Below are 21,987 nucleotides of genomic sequence, written 5' to 3'. Positions count from 1 at the left end.
CTGCGGCTGTCGAGGTCCCTGCCCTGGACAGCCGCAGCCCGAATGCCGGAAGGCCTGTGAAAACCCTTTCCGATGAATGGATTAGGTGAAAAACAACAGTCTTCAGCCGCCGCTTCAACGGGCGCTTCAACGTGTTTTCGGCTTAGGTAAAATCCCCTACTGATTTTCACCTGGCCGTCGCCCGCTTCCTTGTCCCGAGAACGCGCGAGCGCCCGCCTCCCCGCAACTCCCACGCACCCCACGCCCACGGCCGCGCCATCATGCCCTTGCCCCTGCTTGCTCTTGCCGTTGCCGCATTCGGCATTGGCACCTCCGAGTTCGTCATCATGGGGCTCCTGCCCGACGTGGCGCGCGACCTCGCCGTCTCCATTCCGGCCGCGGGCATGCTCGTGTCGGCCTATGCGCTCGGCGTGACGATCGGCGCGCCCATCGTCGCCATCGTCGTGGCCAACATGCCGCGCAAGCAGGCGCTCATGCGGCTCATCGGCATCTTCATCGTGGGCAATCTGCTGTGCGCCATCGCGCCCGGGTACGCGGTGCTGATGGGCGCGCGCATCGTCACGGCGTTCTGCCATGGCGCGTTCTTCGGCATCGGGTCCGTGGTCGCGGCGGGGCTCGTCGCGCCGAATCGCCGTGCGCAGGCCATCGCGCTCATGTTCACCGGGCTCACGCTCGCCAACGTGCTGGGCGTGCCGCTCGGCACCGCGCTGGGTCAGCTGGCCGGCTGGCGCGCCACGTTCTGGGCCGTGACGGGCATCGGCGTGGCGGCAGCCATCGCGCTCGCCGTCTGCCTACCCGCGAAGATCGAAATGCAGAAGGCGAGCCTCGTGCACGAGTTCACAGTGCTGAAGAACCCGCAGGTGCTGATGGTGCTCGGCATCAGCGTGCTGGCGTCGGCGAGTCTCTTCTCCGTGTTCACCTACATCACGCCGATTCTCGAAGACGTGACGGGCTTCACGCCGCACGCCGTCACGCTCGTGCTGCTGCTCTTCGGCCTCGGGCTCACGGTGGGCAGCACGCTGGGCGGCCGGCTCGCGGACTGGCGGCTCATGCCGTCGCTGCTCACCGTGCTCGTGTTGATCGCGACGATCGAAACGGTGTTCGCGGTGACGATGCATTCCGCCGTCGGCGCCATGGCCACCGTGTTCGTGTGGGGCGTGCTCGCGTTCGCGATCGTGCCGCCGCTGCAGATGCTGATCGTCGATCGCGCGAGCCATGCGCCCAATCTCGCCTCCACGCTCAACCAGGGCGCCTTCAACCTGGGCAACGCGACGGGCGCGTGGCTGGGGGGCGCCGCCATCGGCGCCGGCGCGCCGCTCACTTCGCTGCCGTGGGTGGGCGTCTCGATGGCAGTGGGGGCGCTTGCGCTCACCTTCGTTTCGGCGACGCTGGAGCGGCGCGCGCAACGGGTGCCGGTTGCCGGGCCGACTACCTGCGCGTAGCGGACAGCACCCGCCGCGGGCCTCGCGCCCGTTCCCGTAGTAGCATGCCGCCCGATGAAGGCGATCCTCACTCGCGATTTCTTCGCGCTCATTCTCAGCGTAGCCGTGGTCGGGCTCGGCTCCGGCGCCACGCTTCCGCTCACCGCGCTCGCGCTCACCGACGCAGGCTACGGCACAGACGTCGTCGGTCTGCTCACCGCGGCCCAGGCCGGCGGCGGTCTGCTGGTGGTGCCCGTCACGGCCTGGATCACGCAGCGCTTCGGCGGACGGCAGGTGATCTTCGGTGCCGTGCTCGTGGTGGCCGCGGCCACGGCGCTCATGCAGGCAACGCCCGACCTGTGGGTCTGGGCCGCGCTGCGCGCGCTCTGCGGCGCGGCGCTGATGCTGCTCTTCACGATCGGCGAAGCGTGGGTCAACGAGCTGGCCAACGACGCCACGCGTGCCCGCGTGGTCGCTCTCTACGCCACCACGTTCACGCTGTTCCAGATGGCGGGGCCGGTGCTCGTGAGCCAGATCGCGAATCTGACGGCGTGGCGCTTCGTGCTGTGCGGCGCGATCTTCGTGACCGCGCTGCCCATGCTGGCCACCATCCGCACCACACCGCGGCAAGCGGGCGGACACGAGCCGCACGGCACCTGGCGTCACGTGCTGCCGCTCATGCCCGCGCTCGTGCTCGCCACAGCGTTCTTCGCGCTCTTCGACACCCTCGCGCTTTCGCTGATGCCGCTCTTCGCGATGGCGCACGGCATTCCGGGCGGCGTGGCGGTGCTGTTCGCCTCCGTCACGCTCGCGGGCGACACGATGCTGCAATTTCCGATTGGCTGGCTCGCGGACCGCCTGGGCCGCGAGCGCGTGCATCTCGGCGCGGGGCTCGTGGTGCTGCTGCTTCTGCCGCTGCTGCCCTGGACCGTGGGCGCGTCGTGGCTGCGCTGGCCGCTGCTGTTCGTGCTGGGCGCGGCGGCGGGCGCGGTCTATACGCTCGCCGTGGTTGCATGCGGCGAGCGCTTTCGCGGCGGCGCGCTGGTGTCCGCGAGTGCGCTGCTGGGTGCCACGTGGAGCGCGGCGAGCTTCGGCGGCCCGCTGATTGCGGGCGCGCTGATGAAGCGCGTGGGCAACGATGCGCTCATCGGCGTGCTGTTCGCGGGCGCCCTGGCGTTCCTCGTCGCAGCGGTGCTGGAGAAGCGGCGCGGCGGAGCGCAGGTCGCGCAGTGAGGTGAGGCGGCGGTGGGGCCTCGATTGGGCCGAGGCGATGCTGTGGTTAAGCCTCGATTGGCGCGAGGCAATGCCAGCGCGGAGCCGAGCCGCGCAGGCCCCCCGCATAGATTGCAAGGCGAGGCAAAACCCCGCCCCGCCGCTTACTGGCCCACAGGCACTGCCGGCAAGATCATCCCCACGCAGGTGCCGAAGCCGACGCGATACCCTTCGCCCTCACACCAGCCCGCCAGCGTGAGTTCGTCGCCGTCTTCGATGAAGCTGCGCGTGCCGCCTTCCTTCAGCGCGACGGGCCGCTGGCCGTTCCACGTGAGTTCCAGCAGGCTGCCGGACGAGTCCTCAGTCGGCCCGCTGATCGTGCCCGATCCCATCAGATCCCCCACGCGCGTGTTGCAACCGGCCACCGTGTGGTGCGCGAGCTGCTGCGCCATCGTCCAGTACATGTGGCGGAAGTTCGTGCGGCAGATCGTGGTGGCCTCGCGCGCGCCCTCGGCACGCAGCCGCACTTCGAGCGCGATGTCGAATGCGTGGCGGCCGCCGTGGCGCAGGTAGGCGAGCGGCTCCGGCTCCTGAGCGGGCTGCTGGACGCGAAACGGTTCGAGCGCGTCGAGCGTCACGACCCACGGCGAGATCGTCGTGGCGAAGCCCTTCGAGTTGAACGGGCCGAGCGGCACGTATTCCCACTGCTGAATGTCGCGCGCACTCCAGTCGTTGAGCAGCACCATGCCGAAGATGTGGTCCTCGGCGGTCTCGCATGCGATGGGTTCGCCGAGCGCGCTGCCGCAGCCGATGAAGAAGCCCGTTTCGAGTTCGATGTCGAGCTTGCGGCACGCGCCGAATACGGGGCGCTCTTGCTCGGGCAACTTGAGCTGGCCGTTGGGGCGGCGCACCGGCGTGCCGCTCACCACCACCGACGACGCACGCCCGTTGTAGCCGATCGGCATTTCGAGCCAGTTCGGCAGCAGCGCGTTCTTCGGATCCCGAAACATGGCCCCGACGTTGGTGGCGTGCTCCTTCGACGAATAGAAGTCCGTGTAGCCCGGAATGTCGACGGGCAGATGCAGCGTGGCGTCGGCCATGCGCACCAGCACGCGCTCGCGCAAAGCGGCGGCGTCGCGCAGCGCGGCGTTGTCGTTATCGCGCGCGAGCAGGTCGCTCAGCTGAATGCGCACGCTGCGCCATACGTCGCGGCCCGCGGCCATGAACGCGTTCAGCGTGGCGGCGGCCAGAACCTCGCGCGCCGCATCGGCCGACAAGCCCGGCAACGTGAGCAAACCTGCGTCGTGGAGCGCGGCCAGATCGACGATGGCGTCGCCAATCGCCACGCCCATGCGGCGCCGGCCATTACGTGCGTCGCTGAACACGCCGAACGGCAGGTTCTGGATGGAAAAGTCGCACAGCGGATGGTTGGCGCTTTCGATCCAGCTCTTTCGCGAAGGATCGAGCGTCGCCTTGAGGGCTTCCGCGGCGGCGGACGGTGTCGCGTAAGTCATCGTTGCTCCGGGTTGAAGTGCTTCTTGAGGCCTTGCCAGCATTCGAAGTAATGCGCCTGCAACTGCGCGGTCTCCAGCGCGAAACGCGTCGGGCGGATCAGCGTGCGCGTTTCGAACATGAAGGCCATCGTGTCGGCCACCTTGTTGGGCTTCGAGGTATCGATGGCCGAGGCTTTTTCGAACGTCTCGGCGTCCGGCCCGTGGCCCGTCATGCAGTTGTGCAGGCTCGCGCCGCCCGGCACGAAGCCTTCGGCCTTCGCGTCGTAGACGCCGTGCACGAGGCCCATGAACTCGCTCGCCACGTTGCGGTGGAACCAGGGCGGACGGAACGTGTCTTCCGCGGCGAGCCAGCGCGGCGGGAAGATCACGAAGTCGATTGCGTCCACGCCGGGCGTGTCGCTCTGCGACTGGAGCACGAGGAAGATCGACGGGTCCGGGTGGTCGTAACTGATCGAGCCGATCGTGTTGAAGCGGCGCAGATCGTATTTGCACGGCGCGTAGTTGCCGTGCCACGCAACGACGTCGAGCGGCGAGTGTCCGATGTCCGCGCGCCACAGGCGGCCGTCCATCTTCGCGACGAGTTCGAAGGCGCCTTCGCGGTCTTCGTAGGCCGCCTGCGGCGTGAGGAAGTCGCGCGGATTCGCGAGCCCGTTCGAGCCGATCGGCCCGAGATCCGGCAGGCGCAGCAACGCGCCGAAGTTCTCGCAGATGTAGCCGCGCGCCTCGCCATCGGGCAGGCTCACCGCGAAACGCACGCCGCGCGGAATTACGGCGATCTCGAAGGGCTCGATATCGAGCCGGCCCATTTCCGTGGCGATGGCGAGGCGCCCTTGCTGCGGGACGATCAGGAGTTCGCCGTCAGCGTCGTAGAAATAGCGGTCTTTCATCGAGCGGTTCGCGGCGTACAGATGAATCGCGCAGCCGCTCATCGCGTTGGCCGAGCCGTTGCCGGCCATCGTGACCCAACTGTCCACGAAGTCCGTGGGCGCGATGGGCATGGCCAGCGGGTCCCAGCGCAGCTGGTTCGGCGAGGTGGGCGGCACCGTGCCGAAGTCGGCGACAAGACGCTCCGACGGTAACGCCGTGAACGGCTGGTGCATCGCGGCGGGACGGATGCGATACAGCCACGTGCGGCGATTGTGCGCGCGCGGCGCGGTGAACGCCGTGCCCGAAAGCTGCTCGGCATAGAGCCCGTAAGGCGCGCGCTGCGGCGAGTTGCGGCCCGCCGGCAACGCGCCGGGCAGCGCTTCGGTGGCAAATTCGTTGGCGAAGCCGGACTGGTAGCCCGGTTCGATCTCGTGTCGAAGCGATTGAGCTTGGGTCATGGGAACGGTTCTCCCTGGAACAATGAAAATTCAGGCGATATGGGTCGGGGTCAGGCCGAGGGTTCAGGCCGGGGGTTCAGGCTGCGGGATCAAGCCGAGGGTTTAAGCGAAATTCACGCGGCGTCCACGGCGGCACTCGTGCCCGGCCGCGACAGGCCGGCGAGCACGACCACGAGCAGCGCCGAGCACAGCACGGGCACCGCAGCGGCATGGAACAGCGCCGCGTTGGACCAGTTCAGCGCAATCAGTTGCCCACCGACGAGCGGCCCGATCACCGAGCCCACGCGTCCAATGCCGAGACTCCAGCCGATGCCCGTGGAGCGCAGCGTGGTGGGGTAAAAGTGGCCGGCGAGCGCGTTGACGGCGGGCTGTCCGCCCACCACGCAGAAGCCGCCCGCGAACACGGCGACGAGCAGCCAGGGCAGCATGTGGGCCACGCTGCCGATCGCGCCCACGAACACGGCCGCACCCGCGAAGCACGCAAGCAGCACGCGCACGAAACCGAACCGCTCGATGAACCAGCCGAGCAGCAGCGTGCCGATCACACCGCCCGTCTGCAGCACGGTGCCGACGATCACCGCCGTGGAAGGCGTATAGCCCGCTGCGCGCATCACCGTGGGCAGCCAGTTCGAGAGGAAGTACAGATCGATCAGGTTCATGAAGCTGATGCCCCAGAGGATCAGCGTCACGGGCGCGCGGCCGGCGCGAAAGAGTTCGGCCACAGGCGCGCCGGCATCGGCCTTCTCGCGCACGACGAGACGGGTTGCCTCGGACACGGCGAGCGTCGGGTCGAACTTCGCGAGCCAGCGGCGGGCCCGCGCCACATGGCCCTTAAGCACGAGGAATTGCAGCGACTCCGGCAGCACCGCCACCATCGCGCCAGCCAGCAGCAACGGCACGACACCGCCCACCCAGAACACCGCGCGCCAGCCATAGGCGGGAATCAGCGCGGCGCTCACGAAGCCGCCCAGCGCCGCGCCCACGGTGAAGCCGCAGGAGACCAGCATCATCCGCTTCACGCGATGCGCGGGCGTGGAGAATTCGCCGACCAGCGCCATTGCGTTCGGCATGATGCAGCCAAGGCCAAGGCCCGTGACGAAGCGCAGCACCATGAGTTGGGCAATCGTGGTCACGAACGGCGTGGCAAGCATCGCGGCGGCGAAGAACGCCGTGGCGCCGATGAGCACCGGACGCCGTCCGATACGGTCGGCCAGCACGGACAGCCCGAGCGCGCCGAGCAGCATGCCGAAGAGGCTCGCGCTGAAGACCGGGCCCAGCGCAGCCTTCGAGACATGCCATTCCCCAATCACGCTGGGCGCCACGTAGCCCATGGCCTGCGCGTCGAAACCGTCGATCACGAGACACAGGCCGCACAGCACGAGCAACAGGACCTGGAAGCCGGGGCGATGCGCTTCGGCAAGCACGCGCTCCACGTCGAGCGTGGCGGCCGGAGCCTGCGATTGCCGTGGCGCGGGGGAAAAGCCGGGGGTGGGGGTCATCGATGCGTCTCCTCGCTTCGGGGGCTTTTGTGGGGGGTCTTTTGTGGAGTCTCTCGGGTGCGCCTATGTGTCGCAGCGGCGCAATTTACGCATAGTAAAACGAATTACGTTTAGTGAAATCAACGTAAACCCTGGCCTGCACCCGGAAGGCCGCGACACCGATATGGATATGACCAATAAGTCCATGTGCCGCGAGCGCAGACTGCTACCATCGACGCATAAAGCGGCCCGTCCCGCGGCCCAACCGAGGGCCCTGCTGCGCGGCCCGAATGCGCCTCACCATGCGCCTTTCAAGCCCACACCCACCACGATGATTGCCCTCACCACTTCAGAACTTGTCGCCCGTGCCGCGGAGCATCCATTCCTCGGCGAGCACCTCGCCATGGGTACCGGCGCGCACGAGGGGCATGCGGTCGCGCACTTCGGCGGTGTGGAGATCGGCAGCGCCTACGAGCCCATCTTCGACATCAGCGTGCATGGGCTCGCGCAGTCGCTCTCGTCCGAACCGGAGAGCGCCGACCGGTTCGGCGACGAACTGGGCTTTCAGGCCATCACGAAGCGCACCGACGGCGAGCGGCCCGAGCCATTCGAGCCGCTCGACTACGCGACCGACGACCAGCAGCTTGTTGCGCTCGACCGTATGGCGCGCGCGATGCACGCCATCAATTTCTTCGGGGCGCAGCAACACGGACTGCTGTTCCTGCGCGTGCACGAGCGGCTATTGAAGAGCGTGAAGTACGACCACGGGCGGCACTTCTCGACGGTGCTCGTCTCGTTCGGACTGAATCCGGCGCGCGTCGTGATCGAGCTGCCGCCCGCGGCGGTGGCGCACAAGACGTTTCTCGGCTATCTCACGAAGAGCTATCAGCTTTACGGGTTCAAGGTGGCGGGCAATCTGCCGAACGCTGGGCAGATTCTGTCGGTGTCGGACATGGCGCGGCTCGACTTCATCAAGATGGACGCAGCCGCGGCGTTGCGCGATTCGATGGTGAAGCCGCTGGTGGGCTACGCGGGAAAGCTGCGCATTCCGCTCATTTTCAGCGGCGTGCGCGATGCGGCGCAGTTCGATCTGCTCCAGCAGTACGACGTGCGCTTCGTGCAGGGGCCGCTCTTCGCGCGGCACAGCAACAAGGCCGTCTGAAAGGGCGAGGCGTTTTCTTCTTCGTGGCGTCTTTCGGGCGCAGGTGTTGGACGTATCAGCCCGTCGCGCCGAGTTTTCGCGCCAGCGCCTTGAGTTTCGGCGCCACGCGTGTGCGAAACACCGCCTCGTCCATCGACGACGCCGGTCCGCTGCAACTCAGCACGAGCAGCCGGCCGTCGCGCGGCTCCCGCAAGGGCACCGCGACGGCGTTGACGTCGTCGTGCCAGTCGCGAAACGAATAGCAGCAGCCCTCGCCCGCAAACGCGTCGATCTCGTGCTGCGCGGCCGCGACCTGCGCCGCGCCGCCCTTGCCCGCCGCCTTCTTCAACTCCACGAGCAACGACGCGCGCACGTCCTCCGGCTGAACGGCGAGATACGCGCGGCCCATGGAGCTCGTGAGCATCGAGAGCCGCGAACCCGGCGCGAGCCCGAGCGTGAGCGCCGTTTCGCTGCGAATCGTGTCGAGATAGATCATGTCGAGGCCGTCGCGGCAACCCAGCGAAACCGCCGCGCCCACCTCGCGTGCGAAGGTGCGCATGTGCGGCCGGGCGAGTTCGAGCGTGTCCGTGCCCGAGAGCAGCGCGAAGCCGAGCGAGAGCACGCCGGCATCCAGCGCGTACTTGCCCAGCGCCTCGTCGAAACGCAGATAGCCGAGCACGGTCAGCGTATAGGCGAGCCGGTTGACGGTGGCCTTGGGCAGCCCCGTGCGTTCGACGAAATCGCGATTGCCGAGCAGCGTCTCGCCCGGACGGAACGCGCGCAGCAGATCGAGCCCGCGGGCAAGCGCGACGACGAACTTGCGCTCGTCGATGGGAGCGGAGGAATCGGGTGCGGTGATGTCGGAGGGGGCGGACATGGCGGCGAGCAAGGGATGGCTGGGTGCGGTGAATGCGGCGGATGCAGGAACAGGGGTCTGGCCGGTCAACGCCAGGTAGCTGCATAGGCCGCACAACGCGTGTACACTGAGCGCTGATTTGCAAAACATTGTTCTGCATAGCGGAACATCAGTCAAGCACGATTCCAGCCAGATCGAGGAGAGACGTCATGGCCGATACCGCCCGGTTCCACTGGGACGACCCGCTGCTCATCGACCAGCAGCTCACCGAGGACGAGCGCATGGTGCGCGACGCCGCCCAAGCCTACGCGCAGGACAAGCTCGCGCCGCGCGTGCTCGAAGCCTTCCGCCACGAACGCACCGACGCGGGCATCTTCCGCGAGATGGGCGAGCTGGGCCTGCTCGGCCCGACCATTCCTGAGCAGTACGGCGGCCCCGGCCTCAACTATGTGAGCTACGGGCTGATCGCGCGCGAGGTGGAGCGTGTCGATTCGGGCTACCGGTCGATGATGTCGGTGCAATCGTCGCTCGTGATGGTGCCGATCTTCGAATTCGGCTCGGACGCGCAAAAGGAGAAGTACCTGCCGAAGCTCGCCACGGGCGAATGGATCGGCTGCTTCGGTTTGACCGAGCCCAACCACGGCTCCGACCCGGGCAGCATGGTCACGCGCGCGAAGAAGGTGGACGGCGGCTTCTCGCTCTCGGGCGCGAAGATGTGGATCACCAATTCGCCGATCGCGGACGTGTTCGTGGTCTGGGCGAAGCTCGAGGAAGACGGCCAGGACACCATCCGCGGCTTCATTCTGGAGAAGGGCTGGAAGGGACTTTCGTCGCCGGCCATTCACGGCAAGGTGGGGCTGCGCGCGTCGATCACGGGCGAAATCGTGATGGACGAAGTGTTCGTGCCGCAGGAGAACATGCTGCCGAACGTGAGCGGCCTGCGCGGCCCGTTCACCTGCCTCAATTCGGCCCGCTATGGCATTGCGTGGGGCGCGCTGGGTGCGGCGGAATCGTGCTGGCACACGGCGCGGCAGTACGTGCTGGACCGCAAGCAGTTCGGTCGTCCGCTCGCCGCCAATCAGCTGGTGCAGAAGAAACTTGCCGACATGCAGACCGAAATCACGCTCGGCCTGCAAGGCGTGCTGCGCCTCGGACGCATGAAGGACGAAGGCACGGCGGCCGTGGAGATCACCTCGATCATGAAGCGCAATTCATGCGGCAAGGCGCTCGACATCGCGCGGCTCGCGCGCGACATGCTGGGCGGCAACGGCATCTCGGACGAATTCGGCGTGGCGCGGCATCTGGTGAACCTCGAAGTCGTGAATACCTATGAGGGCACGCACGACATTCACGCGCTGATTCTCGGCCGCGCACAGACGGGGATTCAGGCATTTTTCTGAGTTGAAGGCCCGTGCGCGAGCGTGTTTGCGGGAGGTTCGCTCGCGTGGTGTGGTGGTGGGCCGCCGCGTTGCTGATGCGTCGTTAGTAGCAGCATAGAAAAAAGCCACGCCGGTTCGCCGGCGTGGCTTTTTCGTTGTGACGCGCGGCCTTGTCGCTTACTTGTTCGGCTGCGGCGTCAGGCGCAGGTACGGACGCAGCGCCTTGTAGCCCTTCGGGAATTTCTGCTTGATCACGTCCGGATCCTGCAGCGACGGCACGATCACCACGTCTTCGCCCTGCTTCCAGTTGCCCGGCGTGGCAACCTGATAGTTGTCGGTGAGTTGCAGCGAATCGATGACGCGCAGCACTTCGTCGAAGTTGCGACCCGTGCTGGCCGGATAGGTGATGATGAGCCGCACCTTCTTCTTCGGATCGATCACGAAGAGCGAGCGCACCGTGAGCGTTTCGTTCGCGTTCGGATGAATCATGTCGTACAGCTGCGAGACCTTGCGATCGCCGTCGGCCAGAATCGGAAAGCCGACGCTCGCGGCCTGGGTTTCGTTGATGTCGTTGATCCAGTCCTTGTGCGACTGGACGTTGTCGACGGAGAGCGCGATCGTCTTCACGTTGCGCTTCTCGAATTCGCTGGCGAGCTTCGCGGTGAGGCCGAGTTCCGTCGTGCACACCGGCGTGAAATCGGCGGGATGCGAGAACAGCACGCCCCAGCTATCGCCCAGCCACTCATGAAACTTGATGCGGCCAATGGTCGAATCCTGTTCAAAATCGGGCGCGATGTCGCCAAGACGTAGACTCATGATGCGGCTCCTTGATGGGTTCGTGCCCGTCCAGGAACGCCCTGGGCGGACTGATAAATTTACAGCATACGAGCGCCGACCCGCACCACGAACAAACATCGCGTCACTACTTTATGAGATTTTGTAATTTCGGGCGCGATGAGGGAAACTTTGCGGGACAGATCCACTCCGTCATGGGATCATCAATGGTCAACGGTGGACCGGGCAGCCTGTGGCGCCAGGAACGGATCCTGCGTCGCCCCCGGCACGTGCCGTGCGGCTTGCTCGCCACCGATCGTTTCTTTGACTACGATTCATGCGTAGCGTGACCCGAAGGGAGCTGTCAATGTCAGAAGTCAACAAGGAGAGACTGATGTCGGATATCAAAACTGTTCTCGCGGACGCTGAAGACCTGCTGAAGCAGGCCGCGAGCGCCACCGGCGAGCGAGCCTCCGAACTGCGCGAGACCGCGCTCACCCGTCTGAAACAGGCGAAGGAAAAGGCCGCCGACGTCCAGGTGGTGGTCATCGAGAAAGGCAAGAAGGCGGCCCGCGCCACCGACGACTACGTGCACGAACATCCGTGGTCTTCGATCGGCATCGCCGCCGGCGTCGGCGTGCTGATCGGCCTGCTGATCAACCGCAAGTAACGCACGGCGTGGCCGCCGGAGTTTCGCTCCGGTGTGCCGCCGCGCTCTCGTGCCGGCCGATTGCGCGCCGGTCCGCATCTTCTCGCGCCCAGACGCGCGCAACGCACTCTCGCCATGACGACAGATACTCAATCGCAACGTGCGGGTCACGGTCCGGTGCGCCGCATAGTCGGCTCCATATTTTCCATCCTGCATACGCGGCTCGAGCTCATCAGCATCGAGCTGGCCGAGGAGAAAGATCGCCTGCTCGGCGTACTGTTCCTCGGACTCGCCGCAATGATGCTGGCCACGATGGCCTTGATCGCGCTCACGGCACTGGTGGCCATCGCGTTCTGGGACACCTGGCGCTGGCAGGCGCTAGCCGCGATCACGGCGGTGTACGCAATCGCCGCACTGTTCTGCGCGCTCAAGGCGCGCAACGGACTGCGCAACGCGCCGCTCGTGTTCGAATCCACCCTCGCCGAGTTCGAAAAGGACCGCGAGTTGTTCAGGAAAGACTGAGGGCAGGTGCATGCGCTCGCCCTGGCCTTCATGTGTTGCGTACTGCATTGCGTCCATGTGTTGCGTTCGCGCGTTGCATCGGCGCTGGCGAGGCCGCCGTCTCGCCAGCCGCCTGAACCGGTAGCCGGGTCCGCTCCTGAATCCGTCGCCTCAACTTTTTTGCCTCCGCCCTCGCCATGAGCCAGAACCGACCGGACACCGCCTTTCGTCCCAAACGTCCTCCGCCGAAGGACCTCTCCGCGCCGCAACTGCGGGCATTGCGCAAAGAACTGTTGCTCGTGCGTGCCGACGTGGAGCGCATGGAACTCGCCGAGGCGACGTTCGAACTGAAACACGCCGTGACGCACTTCCGCTGGCTGCGATTCCTCTTGCCGATGTTCGGGCAAGGCGGCGCAAAAGGCGCGGGCATTGGCCTGCTGCTGCGGGACCATCCGCTTGTCGGCTCGCTCCTTTCGCTGCTGCTCGCCAAGCCGCTCCGTGCGGGCATCGCCAAGGGCGCAAAGCCGGCTCTCAAGTGGGGCGCCGTCGCGCTGGGTGCGTGGGAAGCATTCCGCATCTGGCGGCAGATCCAGGCGGAAAAGCGCGAAGCCGAAGACTCGGCCGACGCCGCAGACGGTGATGTGGGCCTTGCGGAATAGCCTGGCGTCGCCCCTGCGTCTGCCTGGGCGACGCTGCTCACGGGCATAGGCTCGCCGCATTCCCTGCCCGCGTTCATCGGCGGCAGAGGATGCGGGCGAGACACCGTTTCCGCCCATGCCTGTTCGTATCGTGGGCTCATCTGGCGCTCCAGCAATCATCCGTGCTAGTCGTGCCTGTTCCCGGCCCGCCACGATTCGACCGACGGCCCGTTGCTTCTAGCACGAAGGCGCCGCACGCGTCGCCGTGCATCGGCCCTGCGTCGGCCGGCTCCGCTTCGATCGCGTAGCCTCCGTTGGTGTTGTCGGCGGCCAGCAGGCGAAGCTTGTAGATTGCAGCCCCCGATGACGGCGCCTGATCCAGGCCCGCGGGCAATTCCTGAATGCTGGCCGGTGCCGCTGCTTCGACGAACTGTGCAGCGCGATACAGCGCTGCGGCCGCATCAGCCCGATGTGCCCTTGCCACCTGACTTCGGTACGAAGGAATTGCGAATGCAGCGAGCACCCCGGCAATCGCCAGCGCAATGGCAAGTTCGAGCAGCGTGAAGGCACGTACTGCGTTCGGTCTCATCCCGCTCGTCTCCTCCGGTTAAAACGGCCGCGCGGCAATACGCCGCCAGTGCCGCTCCACGTGGCCATCCTCGATCACGAGTTGCAGTTGAAGCCACGCCTGGGTCTCGCGCGTTGCGCCATATCCCCTCGCCGTGACGGCGAATGCCTCGGCCTGCGGACGCGAGGGAATGGACCAAGCTTCAACCGCACACTGCGGCGGTGTGACCGACCCCGGCCACTGCGGGACAGGTGCGAACGCATTGGACTCGAACCACGTCTCGCTCTTCCAGTTTTGCGGGTCGCTTTGCGCAAGGCTCGCTATGAGCGTTGCGTCGCCATTCGCGCGACGACTTGAAACGAGTCTTCGCGCGCAAACCGTGAGCGCTGCGTCCGCAGCGTGAAACGCCTGGAGATGATCCGCAACCGCGCTCGCCTGTCGCGAAGACATCAACGACATCTCAAGCCATGCCGCGGATGAAACCAGCATGGTCGATATCACCACCAGCACGACGGGCAACGCTGCGCCGCGCTTTGCCCCGTCGGCGCGGCAGACCCGCGTTGCCGCATGGGCGGAAAGCGGCGGCTTCGCAGACTGCGTTTGCCGCTGCAGGCATGGCATGCGAGAGCGGTTCGTCATGGCGATTTCGCCGGACTGTTGCGAACCGTCACGTAACTCGAAAAGGTGGTTCGCGCCCGCCCGTCCGAGGGCCCAATCGCAACGCCATCGCAGTCCACATAGCGCACGCGGCGTCCGGTCGCGCTGCCACGCACCTGTGCGCACACATCCACGCCGACCACGCGGCTCCACTGATCGCGCGCCACGGCGGAAGCCTCGACCGCCTCCTGCACACCGGCAAGCCAGTAGCGAACGCGTAGTCGTTCCACACCCTCGACGAGAGGCTGAGCAACGCCTGGTCTTCCGGTCCCTTCGCAATAGAGTTCCGGCTCGCTGGTCGAACCGCTTGTCTTCGCGTAGTAGCGGTTGACGATCGTGGTGGAACCCGCGTTGAGCCCGGCTTCGGAGTCCGCCACGGACTGGCCCAGACAGTCGGTCGGCTGCCCGGTCGCCGAAGGCCACGTCGATGCCCCGTCGCCGATGTAGCGCACAGCGAGACCGTCCGAGCTCGCACTTCCCGGTAGGGCCTCGCAGGCGAGCGCGTCGTCGGGGCCGATGGGGCGCGCGCCGGCACAACCGAATAGCGGCATGGCCACCTGGCCCTTAGGCGTAGTGGCAGGCACGAAGCCCGCCATCTGGATCTGATCGCCAATCAGCACGAGTGCCGCCATGCCGGCTTCGCGCATTCGCTCCTGATCTGCGGCTGCGGTGAACGCCGCTCGCTGCGACCGGTACAGCGCAACGGCGCCCATCGTGATGGCGAGACCGAGCGCGATCGCGATCGTTAGCTCGAGCAACGTGTGGCCCTTCTGACGACTCTTTGTGTGGACCTTGGCCGAGCCTCGTGCGTGGTCGCCAATACGGTGCATGGGCGGCCTCATTGCGCAAACGCGATGGCCACGCACGCCATGCCCGGCGGCGCTGGCGCGTCGCCGCACTCAGTGGCCGGATCGATGATCTGGCCAGCGGCTGACGCGTTTCGGATAGCGGGCCACATAACCATTGCAACAGACGCGTTGCCGCTCGGCAGAACAGATACCGCCGCTCCGGGCGCGGTGTCTGCGCCGCGACGCTTCCATTGCTCAACGGCCGCTCTATTGATGGCATCCGATGCGTCGGACGAATGCGTGGATTCCGCTACTGCATCGGCGATCAGGGCCGCACGCTCGTGTAGTTCCGAGTCATGCCCATGCCGCGCAATCCACAGCTGCGTCGCCATGAGCCCGAGTGCCGAGACAGCGGTGAGCGCGACGGCAAGCATGACTTCGATCAGCGACGTCCCGCGGTTGAGTGCTCTTCGGGCCGAATTCACGACGATGCTCCGCACGCGCCCTCGGTCATCCGCGCGCGGCCGCCTGCCGCTATGCGAATGCAGCGCCGCCAACGGTTGCCGCTCATTGCAGCTGTTGCGGGTCGAGGAGAAAGTTCGAAGTTACGCAAGCTGCCGATCGCCTGCCCGGCCGGTGGCGTAAATGCAATCGCAGTCAGTGCGCCACTCACACTCACGGACGGCAAGCCAGCCTGAATGCGAAGCGCCGACACGGCTCCACCCTGCGTCACCGTCACGGCCCAACCGCACGACCAGTCGGCGGCGCCTGAGGGACAAGCCGCCCCTGCGGCAAGACAGTTGCCGCCGGCGTCCGCGCGGCAAACCGTGACGCGTGCGCCTCGCCGGACCGCTTCGCTGCGTGCGTAAGCAAACGTGCCAAGCAAGACCCGCGCACGCGCGTCTACCTGATCGCGCGCCCGCCACGCGACGATGCCAGGGGTCGCCGCAACGGCAAGCACGGCAAGCAACGCCACGACGACGAGCGTTTCAGTCAGCGTGAAGGCGCGAGCCTGAAGAAAGTGAGTGGCGTACCGATTCATCCGCAGTCCCCACAAAAAAGGATGCAGTGAATCTAGCGGCAGGCGGGCACACGTCACAATCGGCCGAACGGCCAGGTGGCAAGCAGGCGACCGACGCACAACAATGTGTGCTCATGCCGGTAGCGTCGGCCGGCGCCAGAGAAAAGAGAGAGGAACTGCGAATGAGGAAAGAAGAACCGTCAGCGCTTGCGACCAGGCTTGTCCGGCGCAGCCGGCCCAGCCATCCGGCGAAACTCCTCGATCACGTCCTCGAATTCGGACACGTCTTCGAAGCGCCGATACACCGAAGCAAAGCGCACGAACGCGACCTTGTCGAGTTCGCGCAGCTCGTTCATGACCAGTTCGCCAAGCCGTTCGCTGCGCACTTCGCGTTCGCCGCTGCCGAGCAGTTGATATTCGATACGGGCCACGGCGGCGTCGATAGCGTCCGCGGAGACGGGACGCTTGCGCAACGCCAGCTTCATGCTGGCAACAATCTTGCGCCGGTCGAATTCAGTGCGGCTGCCGTCCTTCTTGACCACCGCCGGCATCGCCAGCTCGACCCGCTCGTACGTCGTAAAACGTTTGTCGCAGGCCGAGCAGCGACGGCGCCGGCGAATGGCAGCGCCATCTTCGGACACGCGGGAATCGATGACCTGCGTGTCTTCATGACGGCAGAAGGGGCAGCGCATGACCGATCAGCGGTAGACGGGGAAGCGCTTCGTCAACTCCGCCACCTGGGCGCGCACGCGCTCGATCGTGGCCGCGTCTTCCGGATTGTCGAGCACGTCGGCAATCAGGTTGCCCACCTGCTCGGCTTCCTTCGCGCCAAAGCCGCGCGTCGTCATGGCGGGCGAACCGAGGCGGATGCCGCTCGTCACGAACGGCTTTTCCGGATCGTTCGGAATCGCGTTCTTGTTGACGGTGATGTGTGCCGCGCCGAGCACGGCCTCCGCCGCCTTGCCCGTGATGTGCTTGGGACGCAGGTCCACCAGCATCACGTGGCTTTCGGTGCGGCCCGACACGATGCGCAGACCGCGCTTCACGAGCGTTTCGGCCAGCACGCGCGCGTTTTCCACTACCTGCTGCTGATACGCCTTGAACGAAGGCGACAGCGCTTCCTTGAACGCCACGGCCTTCGCCGCAATCACGTGCATCAGCGGACCGCCCTGGATGCCGGGGAAAATCGCCGAGTTGATCACCTTCTCGTATTCCGCCTTCATCAGGATCACGCCGCCGCGCGGACCGCGCAGGCTCTTGTGCGTGGTCGTGGTCACGAAGTCGGCGTGTGGCACCGGGTTCGGATAGACGCCCGCGGCAACGAGGCCGGCATAGTGCGCCATGTCCACCATCAGCCAGGCACCCACGCTCTTTGCGATCTTCGCAAGACGTTCGAAGTCGATGCGCAGCGCGAACGCCGATGCGCCGGCCACGATCAGCTTCGGCTTGTGCTCGTTCGCGAGTTTTTCGGCGGCGTCGTAGTCGATGTCTTCCGCTTCGTTCAGACCATAGCTCACGACGTTGAACCACTTGCCCGACATATTGACGGGCGAGCCGTGCGTGAGGTGGCCACCGTGCGCGAGGCTCATGCCCATGATCGTGTCGCCCGGCTTCAGCATGGCGAAGAACACGCCCTGATTGGCCTGGGAACCCGAATTCGGCTGCACGTTCGCGGCTTCGGCGCCGAAGAGCTGCTTCACGCGGTCGATCGCGAGCTGCTCCACGATGTCCACGTACTCGCAGCCGCCGTAGTAACGCTTGCCGGGATAGCCTTCCGCGTACTTGTTCGTCAGTTGCGAACCTTGAGCGGCCATCACCGCCGGGCTCGTGTAGTTTTCCGACGCGATCAGTTCGATGTGGTCTTCCTGACGGCGGTTTTCCTGTTCGATCGCCGCCCAGACTTCGGGATCGACGTTGGCGATGGTGCTTTCGGCTCTGTCAAACATACGGGTTCCGTTAAGTGTGTTCAGGTTGACCGGATTTCGCGCGAAACGCGTAGCGGGTACGCGGCGCTGCTGGCGGAGGAGCCAGCCTTGACGTGGCGGATGAAGAGGTGCCACACACGAGGCAGGACAGCCACCGGCAGCGCATACATCGGCGCGCGGATCACGGCTGCCCAGGCGAACGGCAAAACGGCTCCCTGCGCTTCACGGTGGGTCGTTCCACCTTGAACCCTGAAGGGTTCTATCGCCAGTCACGCAGGGTCGAGCGCGTTAGTTTATTGGAAGCGCCGGCAATAGGCAACCGAGGGTGTCGGCGCGCCTTTCACGGGCCGTGAGCGCCGCCGCACCACGCCCGACGTGGCCTTTATTGCCGCAGCGCGGCATTGGAAGTAGGCTTTGGCCTTCGTTAATTCGTCCTATATCGACGAGGAGCAGCCATGATCGTGTTCGTTACCGGGGCGTCCGCAGGATTCGGCACCGCCATCGCCCGCGCCTTTGTGAAGGGCGGTCACCGCGTGGTAGCCGCCGCGCGCCGCAAAGACCGCCTCGACGCGCTGTGCGCCGAGTTGGGCGACAAGGTTCTGCCGTTCGAGCTCGACGTGCGCGACAGCGCAGCGGTCGCAGCCGCTCCGGCTGCCCTGCCCGCCGAATTCGCCGCAGTCGACGTGCTCGTGAACAACGCCGGCCTCGCGCTGGGGCTCGAACCGGCGCAGCGGGCCCTGCTCGACGACTGGCAAACCATGATCGATACCAACTGCACCGGCCTCGTGCACGTGACGCGCGCCTTCTTGCCCGGCATGGTCGAGCGCAACCGCGGCCACGTGTTCAATCTCGGCTCCGTGGCGGGGACCTGGCCGTATCCCGGCGGCAACGTGTACGGGGCCACAAAAGCCTTCGTGCGCCAGTTCAGTCTGAACCTGCGTGCAGATCTTGCCGGTACGGCGGTACGCGTCACCGACATCGAACCGGGTCTGTGTGGCGGCACGGAGTTCTCCAACGTGCGCTTTCGTGGCGACGACGAGAAGGCCGCGACCGTCTACAAGGACGTGCAGCCGCTCACGCCGGAAGACATCTCGGATTCGATCTACTGGATCGCAACGCGTCCGGCCCACGTGAACATCAACACGATCGAGTTGATGCCGGTCGCTCAATCGTTCGCCGGGCTCACGATCCACCGCGGATAAGGCACGAAGGCGCAGCGTGGAGGCATGTCACTGTGCTGGCCGCTCCGGCAGACGCAAAAGCGGCATTCCGGGCGGTTTGCAGCGAAAAAGCAACATGCCTCTTCGTTCCGGTAGAATGCGCGGCATGAATATGTCGACCAGCCAGTCCGGTACAGGGACCGGTTTTATGTGGCCGATCCGCGTGTACTACGAAGACACGGACGCGGGCGGCATCGTGTTCTACGCGAATTACCTGAAGTTTTTCGAGCGAGCCCGCACCGAGTGGCTGCGCGCATGCGGCGTGGACCAGCACAGGCTCGCCGAAGAAGCCGGCGCGCTTTTCATCGTACGCAGCACTGCCGTCGACTACCGGGCGCCGGCCCGGCTGGACGACGTCATCACGACCTTGAGCCGTATCGAGCGAATCGGCCGCGCCTCGGTCGACTTCGCACAGGAAGCGTGGCGCGACGGCGCGCTGCTCGCCACGGGCAACATCCGTGTGGGTTGCGTGGACGGCGCGACCCTTCGCCCGGCCGCTATTCCCCCGCGTGTGCTCGACGCGCTGCGGCGCGGACCAGCAAAAAGCATAGCCGGCTCGTCAACGGCTAGCGCCTGAGCACCGTTGTTACGACGCCAGTGAACTCACATCGGCCAAACCATGCGGAAGCCATGCTGCACAAGGCTTTCAGCGACGCTTCCGGTTAGCCGACAAAACGCTTTGGGACGCCTTGCACCCGGACGCCCCTCTGGGGAACGCCAAAACGAACCTCTATGAACACTACACAAGATCTCTCGATCATTTCTCTCGTTCTCAATGCGAGCCTGCTGGCACAAGCAGTGATGGGGCTGCTCCTGTTGCTGTCGCTGATGTCGTGGACGTTCATCTTCCGCAAGTGGTTCGCGATTCGCCGCGCCCGCGCGCAGACCGAACGCTTCGAACGTGATTTCTGGTCGGGCGGCGACCTGCAGGCGCTCTATCAAAGCGCCGCGAACAACCGCCACACCATCGGGGCGCTTGAACGCATTTTCGAGTCCGGCATGCGCGAGTTTCTGAAAGGCAAAGAGAAGCGGCTCAACGATCCGGGTGCAATTCTCGACGGCGCTCGCCGCGCGATGCGCGCAGCGTTCCAGCGCGAAATGGACGCGCTCGAAGCCAATCTCGCGTTCCTCGCTTCGGTGGGTTCGGTAAGCCCGTACATCGGTCTCTTCGGCACGGTGTGGGGGATCATGAACGCGTTCCGCGGTCTCGCCAACGTGCAGCAGGCCACGCTCGCAAACGTCGCGCCGGGCATTGCGGAGGCCCTCACGGCAACCGCCATCGGCCTCTTCGCGGCCATTCCGGCTGTGGTGGCCTACAACCGCTACGCGCACGACATCGACCGGCTGGCAATCCGTTTCGAGACCTTCATCGAAGAGTTCTCGAACATTTTGCAGCGCCAGGCGCACTAAGCATCAGGAGTCCACGATGGCCGGTTCAACCCCCGTTCGTTCCAGCATGCGTGGCGGCCGCCAGCGCCGCGCGATGTCCGACATCAACGTCGTGCCGTACATCGACGTGATGCTGGTGCTGCTCGTGATCTTCATGGTGACCGCGCCGCTCGTCGCGCCCTCCATCGTGAACCTGCCCACCGTCGGCGGCGCCGCGCCGCAGCAGCAAACGCCGCCCGTGGTCGTCAACATCCGCGCGGACGGCAACATGAGCGTGCGCTACAAGGACGACAGCGGCGCCACGCAGCAGGAAAACATGGCCCGCGCCGATCTGAACAGCTTCATCGTGGATCGCGAACAGTCGCATCCCGATCAGCCGGTCGTGATCGCCGCCGACAAGACCGTCAAGTACGAAGCCGTCATGAATGTGATGTCCGACCTCAAGGCTCGCGGCGTCAAACGCGTCGGACTGCTCGTCAAATCGCAATGATCCGCAGGACTTCAAGCTATCCGCTCCGGCCCCCGCGCGAACGCGGCACGGGTCGAGCGTTCCTGCTCGCTTTGGTGATGCATGTATTGCTGGGGTTCTTCCTGTACCACGGCATCCACTGGCAAAACAGCACGCCCGCCGGCGCCGAGGCGGAGCTTTGGACCGAGGTGCCGAACCTCTCGACGCCGCAACCCGCGCCGCCGCCTCCGGCTCCCGCCGCGCCGGCCCCGCCGGTGCGCGACGAAGAAGCCGACATCGCGTTGCAGGAAAAGAAACGCAAGCAGGAAGAGGCGGCGCGTGCGGCGCAGCTTGCTGAACAGCAGCGCCTGAAACTACAGCAACAGCAAGAGGCCGAAGCACGGCGCCAGCAGCAGCTCGCAGCCGAACAGGCGGCGCAACTGGCCGCGCAGAAGGCCGCAAAGCTCAAGCAGCAGCAGGAACAGCAGGCACAACAGGCCGCCGAGAAGCTCAAGCAACAGCAGCTCGCGGAACAGAAAAAGCAGCAGCAACTCGAGCAGCAGAAGATCGAACAGCAAAAGCAGGCGCAAGCTGAGGCGCAGAAACAGGCCGCCGCAGCAAAGGCGGCTCAGGCGAAGGCCCAGGCTGAAACGCAGGCGAAGAAGCTCGATCAGGAACGACGCGCGCGCATTGCGCAAATGCAGGGCATGGCGGGCGGCGGTGACAGCGCAAGCGGCAACGGTCTCGCGAAAAGCGGCACCGGCAGCGGCGCAGGCGGGACTGCGGCGTCGCCCGGCTACGCCGAGAAGGTGCAGCGGCGTGTGCGTCCGAATGTCGTGTGGTCGGGTGAAACGCAGGGCCTCGAAACTGTGGTTGCGGTACGCTGCGCGCCGACGGGCACGCTGCTCTCTGCGACCATTACGCGCAGCAGCGGGAACGCGCAGTGGGACGACGCCGCGTTGCGGGCCGTCCAGCGCTCGGACCCGATGCCGCTCGATACGAACGGCAAGACGCCGCCAAGCTTTACGATTACCCTGCGACCGGCCGGCTGATGGCCCTGCGGCCCTGCGGCACGGCAACAAG

The 21,987-nt window shown here is 65.9% G+C and carries 24 protein-coding genes and 1 riboswitch; of the genes, 12 read left to right on the top strand and 12 right to left on the bottom strand.

Features of this window, described 5'->3' with window-relative positions; translation table 11 throughout:
* Positions 1 to 260 precede the first annotated feature (260 nt).
* Positions 261 to 1,442 carry an MFS transporter gene (locus PXJ20_RS05665; RefSeq protein WP_017772918.1) on the top strand — a complete coding sequence of 394 codons (1,182 nt, stop codon included), beginning with the start codon at positions 261 to 263 and terminating at the stop codon, positions 1,440 to 1,442.
* A 54-nt stretch (positions 1,443 to 1,496) separates the two neighbouring features.
* Positions 1,497 to 2,654 (top strand): MFS transporter, encoded by a 1,158-nt coding sequence (locus PXJ20_RS05660; protein WP_277597394.1) that lies wholly within the window; start codon positions 1,497 to 1,499, stop codon positions 2,652 to 2,654.
* A 143-nt stretch (positions 2,655 to 2,797) separates the two neighbouring features.
* On the opposite strand, the gene fahA is transcribed toward PXJ20_RS05660, so the two are convergent.
* The 3 genes from fahA to PXJ20_RS05645 all read right to left on the bottom strand — a co-directional run bounded on the left by fahA (position 2,798) and on the right by PXJ20_RS05645 (position 6,971).
* Positions 2,798 to 4,147 carry a fumarylacetoacetase gene (gene fahA, locus PXJ20_RS05655; RefSeq protein ID WP_421030380.1) on the bottom strand — a complete coding sequence of 450 codons (1,350 nt, stop codon included), beginning with the start codon at positions 4,145 to 4,147 and terminating at the stop codon, positions 2,798 to 2,800.
* A complete protein-coding gene (gene hmgA / locus PXJ20_RS05650; protein ID WP_421030379.1) occupies positions 4,144 to 5,472 on the bottom strand; it encodes a homogentisate 1,2-dioxygenase in 1,329 nt (442 codons plus the stop codon). Before hmgA ends, fahA begins: the two co-directional genes overlap by 4 nt.
* 113 nt (positions 5,473 to 5,585) lie before the next feature.
* A complete protein-coding gene (locus tag PXJ20_RS05645; protein WP_421030378.1) occupies positions 5,586 to 6,971 on the bottom strand; it encodes an MFS transporter in 1,386 nt (461 codons plus the stop codon).
* A 310-nt stretch (positions 6,972 to 7,281) separates the two neighbouring features.
* Here PXJ20_RS05645 and PXJ20_RS05640 point away from each other — a divergent pair, with 310 nt between their 5' ends.
* A complete protein-coding gene (locus PXJ20_RS05640; protein ID WP_017772913.1) occupies positions 7,282 to 8,112 on the top strand; it encodes an EAL domain-containing protein in 831 nt (276 codons plus the stop codon).
* Positions 8,113 to 8,167: 55 nt separating this feature from the next.
* Here the strand turns inward: PXJ20_RS05640 and PXJ20_RS05635 are convergent, their stop codons facing one another.
* The gene (locus tag PXJ20_RS05635; protein ID WP_421030377.1) at positions 8,168 to 8,968 is read right to left on the bottom strand and encodes an IclR family transcriptional regulator; all 801 of its coding nucleotides are present in this window, start codon (positions 8,966 to 8,968) and stop codon (positions 8,168 to 8,170) included.
* Between the two features lie 188 nt (positions 8,969 to 9,156).
* Here PXJ20_RS05635 and PXJ20_RS05630 point away from each other — a divergent pair, with 188 nt between their 5' ends.
* The gene (locus PXJ20_RS05630; RefSeq protein WP_421030376.1) at positions 9,157 to 10,347 is read left to right on the top strand and encodes an acyl-CoA dehydrogenase; all 1,191 of its coding nucleotides are present in this window, start codon (positions 9,157 to 9,159) and stop codon (positions 10,345 to 10,347) included.
* 156 nt (positions 10,348 to 10,503) lie between these two features.
* On the opposite strand, the gene PXJ20_RS05625 is transcribed toward PXJ20_RS05630, so the two are convergent.
* The gene (locus PXJ20_RS05625; RefSeq protein ID WP_126876827.1) at positions 10,504 to 11,142 is read right to left on the bottom strand and encodes a peroxiredoxin; all 639 of its coding nucleotides are present in this window, start codon (positions 11,140 to 11,142) and stop codon (positions 10,504 to 10,506) included.
* 325 nt (positions 11,143 to 11,467) lie between these two features.
* On the opposite strand from PXJ20_RS05625, the gene PXJ20_RS05620 reads away from it, so the two are divergent.
* From PXJ20_RS05620 to PXJ20_RS05610, 3 genes are all read left to right on the top strand, one after another.
* Complete coding sequence (locus PXJ20_RS05620; RefSeq protein ID WP_026121058.1) at positions 11,468 to 11,770, top strand: DUF883 family protein; 303 nt, start codon at positions 11,468 to 11,470, stop codon at positions 11,768 to 11,770.
* Positions 11,771 to 11,884: 114 nt separating this feature from the next.
* The gene (locus tag PXJ20_RS05615) at positions 11,885 to 12,271 is read left to right on the top strand and encodes a phage holin family protein (RefSeq protein ID WP_017772908.1); all 387 of its coding nucleotides are present in this window, start codon (positions 11,885 to 11,887) and stop codon (positions 12,269 to 12,271) included.
* A gap of 176 nt (positions 12,272 to 12,447) precedes the next feature.
* Positions 12,448 to 12,909, top strand: a complete 462-nt coding sequence (locus PXJ20_RS05610; protein ID WP_126876826.1) for a DUF3318 domain-containing protein — start codon at positions 12,448 to 12,450, stop codon at positions 12,907 to 12,909.
* A 136-nt stretch (positions 12,910 to 13,045) separates the two neighbouring features.
* Here the strand turns inward: PXJ20_RS05610 and PXJ20_RS05605 are convergent, their stop codons facing one another.
* The 7 genes from PXJ20_RS05605 to glyA all read right to left on the bottom strand — a co-directional run bounded on the left by PXJ20_RS05605 (position 13,046) and on the right by glyA (position 17,868).
* Positions 13,046 to 13,477: a type IV pilin protein gene (locus PXJ20_RS05605; RefSeq protein ID WP_421030375.1), complete on the bottom strand. Its 432-nt coding sequence runs from the start codon at positions 13,475 to 13,477 to the stop codon at positions 13,046 to 13,048.
* A gap of 18 nt (positions 13,478 to 13,495) precedes the next feature.
* Entirely contained in the window at positions 13,496 to 14,095 is a 600-nt protein-coding gene (locus tag PXJ20_RS05600) for a pilus assembly PilX family protein (protein WP_421030374.1), read from the bottom strand.
* On the bottom strand, positions 14,092 to 14,943 hold the full coding sequence (locus tag PXJ20_RS05595; protein WP_421030373.1) for a PilW family protein: 852 nt from the start codon (positions 14,941 to 14,943) through the stop codon (positions 14,092 to 14,094). Before PXJ20_RS05595 ends, PXJ20_RS05600 begins: the two co-directional genes overlap by 4 nt.
* Positions 14,944 to 14,951: 8 nt before the next feature.
* Entirely contained in the window at positions 14,952 to 15,386 is a 435-nt protein-coding gene (locus PXJ20_RS05590) for a type IV pilus modification PilV family protein (RefSeq protein WP_240658882.1), read from the bottom strand.
* Positions 15,383 to 15,943 (bottom strand): GspH/FimT family protein, encoded by a 561-nt coding sequence (locus tag PXJ20_RS05585; protein ID WP_421030372.1) that lies wholly within the window; start codon positions 15,941 to 15,943, stop codon positions 15,383 to 15,385. The genes PXJ20_RS05590 and PXJ20_RS05585 overlap by 4 nt, the downstream gene beginning before the upstream one ends.
* A gap of 179 nt (positions 15,944 to 16,122) precedes the next feature.
* The gene (nrdR, locus tag PXJ20_RS05580; protein WP_017772901.1) at positions 16,123 to 16,614 is read right to left on the bottom strand and encodes a transcriptional regulator NrdR; all 492 of its coding nucleotides are present in this window, start codon (positions 16,612 to 16,614) and stop codon (positions 16,123 to 16,125) included.
* Positions 16,615 to 16,620: 6 nt separating this feature from the next.
* Positions 16,621 to 17,868, bottom strand: a complete 1,248-nt coding sequence (gene glyA, locus PXJ20_RS05575) for a serine hydroxymethyltransferase (protein ID WP_114809115.1) — start codon at positions 17,866 to 17,868, stop codon at positions 16,621 to 16,623.
* 161 nt (positions 17,869 to 18,029) lie between these two features.
* A riboswitch (ZMP/ZTP riboswitch) is annotated at positions 18,030 to 18,130 on the bottom strand.
* 172 nt (positions 18,131 to 18,302) lie between these two features.
* Between glyA and ydfG the strand changes: the two genes are divergently transcribed.
* The 5 genes from ydfG (at position 18,303) to tolA (ending at position 21,956) form a co-directional block, all read left to right on the top strand.
* Positions 18,303 to 19,049, top strand: coding sequence for a bifunctional NADP-dependent 3-hydroxy acid dehydrogenase/3-hydroxypropionate dehydrogenase YdfG (gene ydfG, locus PXJ20_RS05570; RefSeq protein WP_421030371.1), 747 nt, complete (start codon positions 18,303 to 18,305; stop codon positions 19,047 to 19,049).
* 115 nt (positions 19,050 to 19,164) lie between these two features.
* Positions 19,165 to 19,644, top strand: a complete 480-nt coding sequence (ybgC, locus tag PXJ20_RS05565; RefSeq protein ID WP_026121054.1) for a tol-pal system-associated acyl-CoA thioesterase — start codon at positions 19,165 to 19,167, stop codon at positions 19,642 to 19,644.
* A gap of 155 nt (positions 19,645 to 19,799) precedes the next feature.
* Positions 19,800 to 20,477 (top strand): protein TolQ, encoded by a 678-nt coding sequence (gene tolQ, locus PXJ20_RS05560; RefSeq protein WP_017772897.1) that lies wholly within the window; start codon positions 19,800 to 19,802, stop codon positions 20,475 to 20,477.
* Between the two features lie 16 nt (positions 20,478 to 20,493).
* The gene (gene tolR / locus PXJ20_RS05555; RefSeq protein ID WP_017772896.1) at positions 20,494 to 20,946 is read left to right on the top strand and encodes a protein TolR; all 453 of its coding nucleotides are present in this window, start codon (positions 20,494 to 20,496) and stop codon (positions 20,944 to 20,946) included.
* Entirely contained in the window at positions 20,943 to 21,956 is a 1,014-nt protein-coding gene (gene tolA, locus PXJ20_RS05550) for a cell envelope integrity protein TolA (RefSeq protein WP_421030370.1), read from the top strand. Before tolR ends, tolA begins: the two co-directional genes overlap by 4 nt.
* Positions 21,957 to 21,987: the final 31 nt, after the last annotated feature.

The sequence above is a fragment of the Paraburkholderia sp. A1RI_3L genome, assembly GCF_048957895.1.
Classification (GTDB): domain Bacteria; phylum Pseudomonadota; class Gammaproteobacteria; order Burkholderiales; family Burkholderiaceae; genus Paraburkholderia; species Paraburkholderia kururiensis.
The sequence above is the reverse complement of the archived record's forward strand: the minus strand, read 5'-3'. Positions and strand labels throughout refer to the sequence as shown.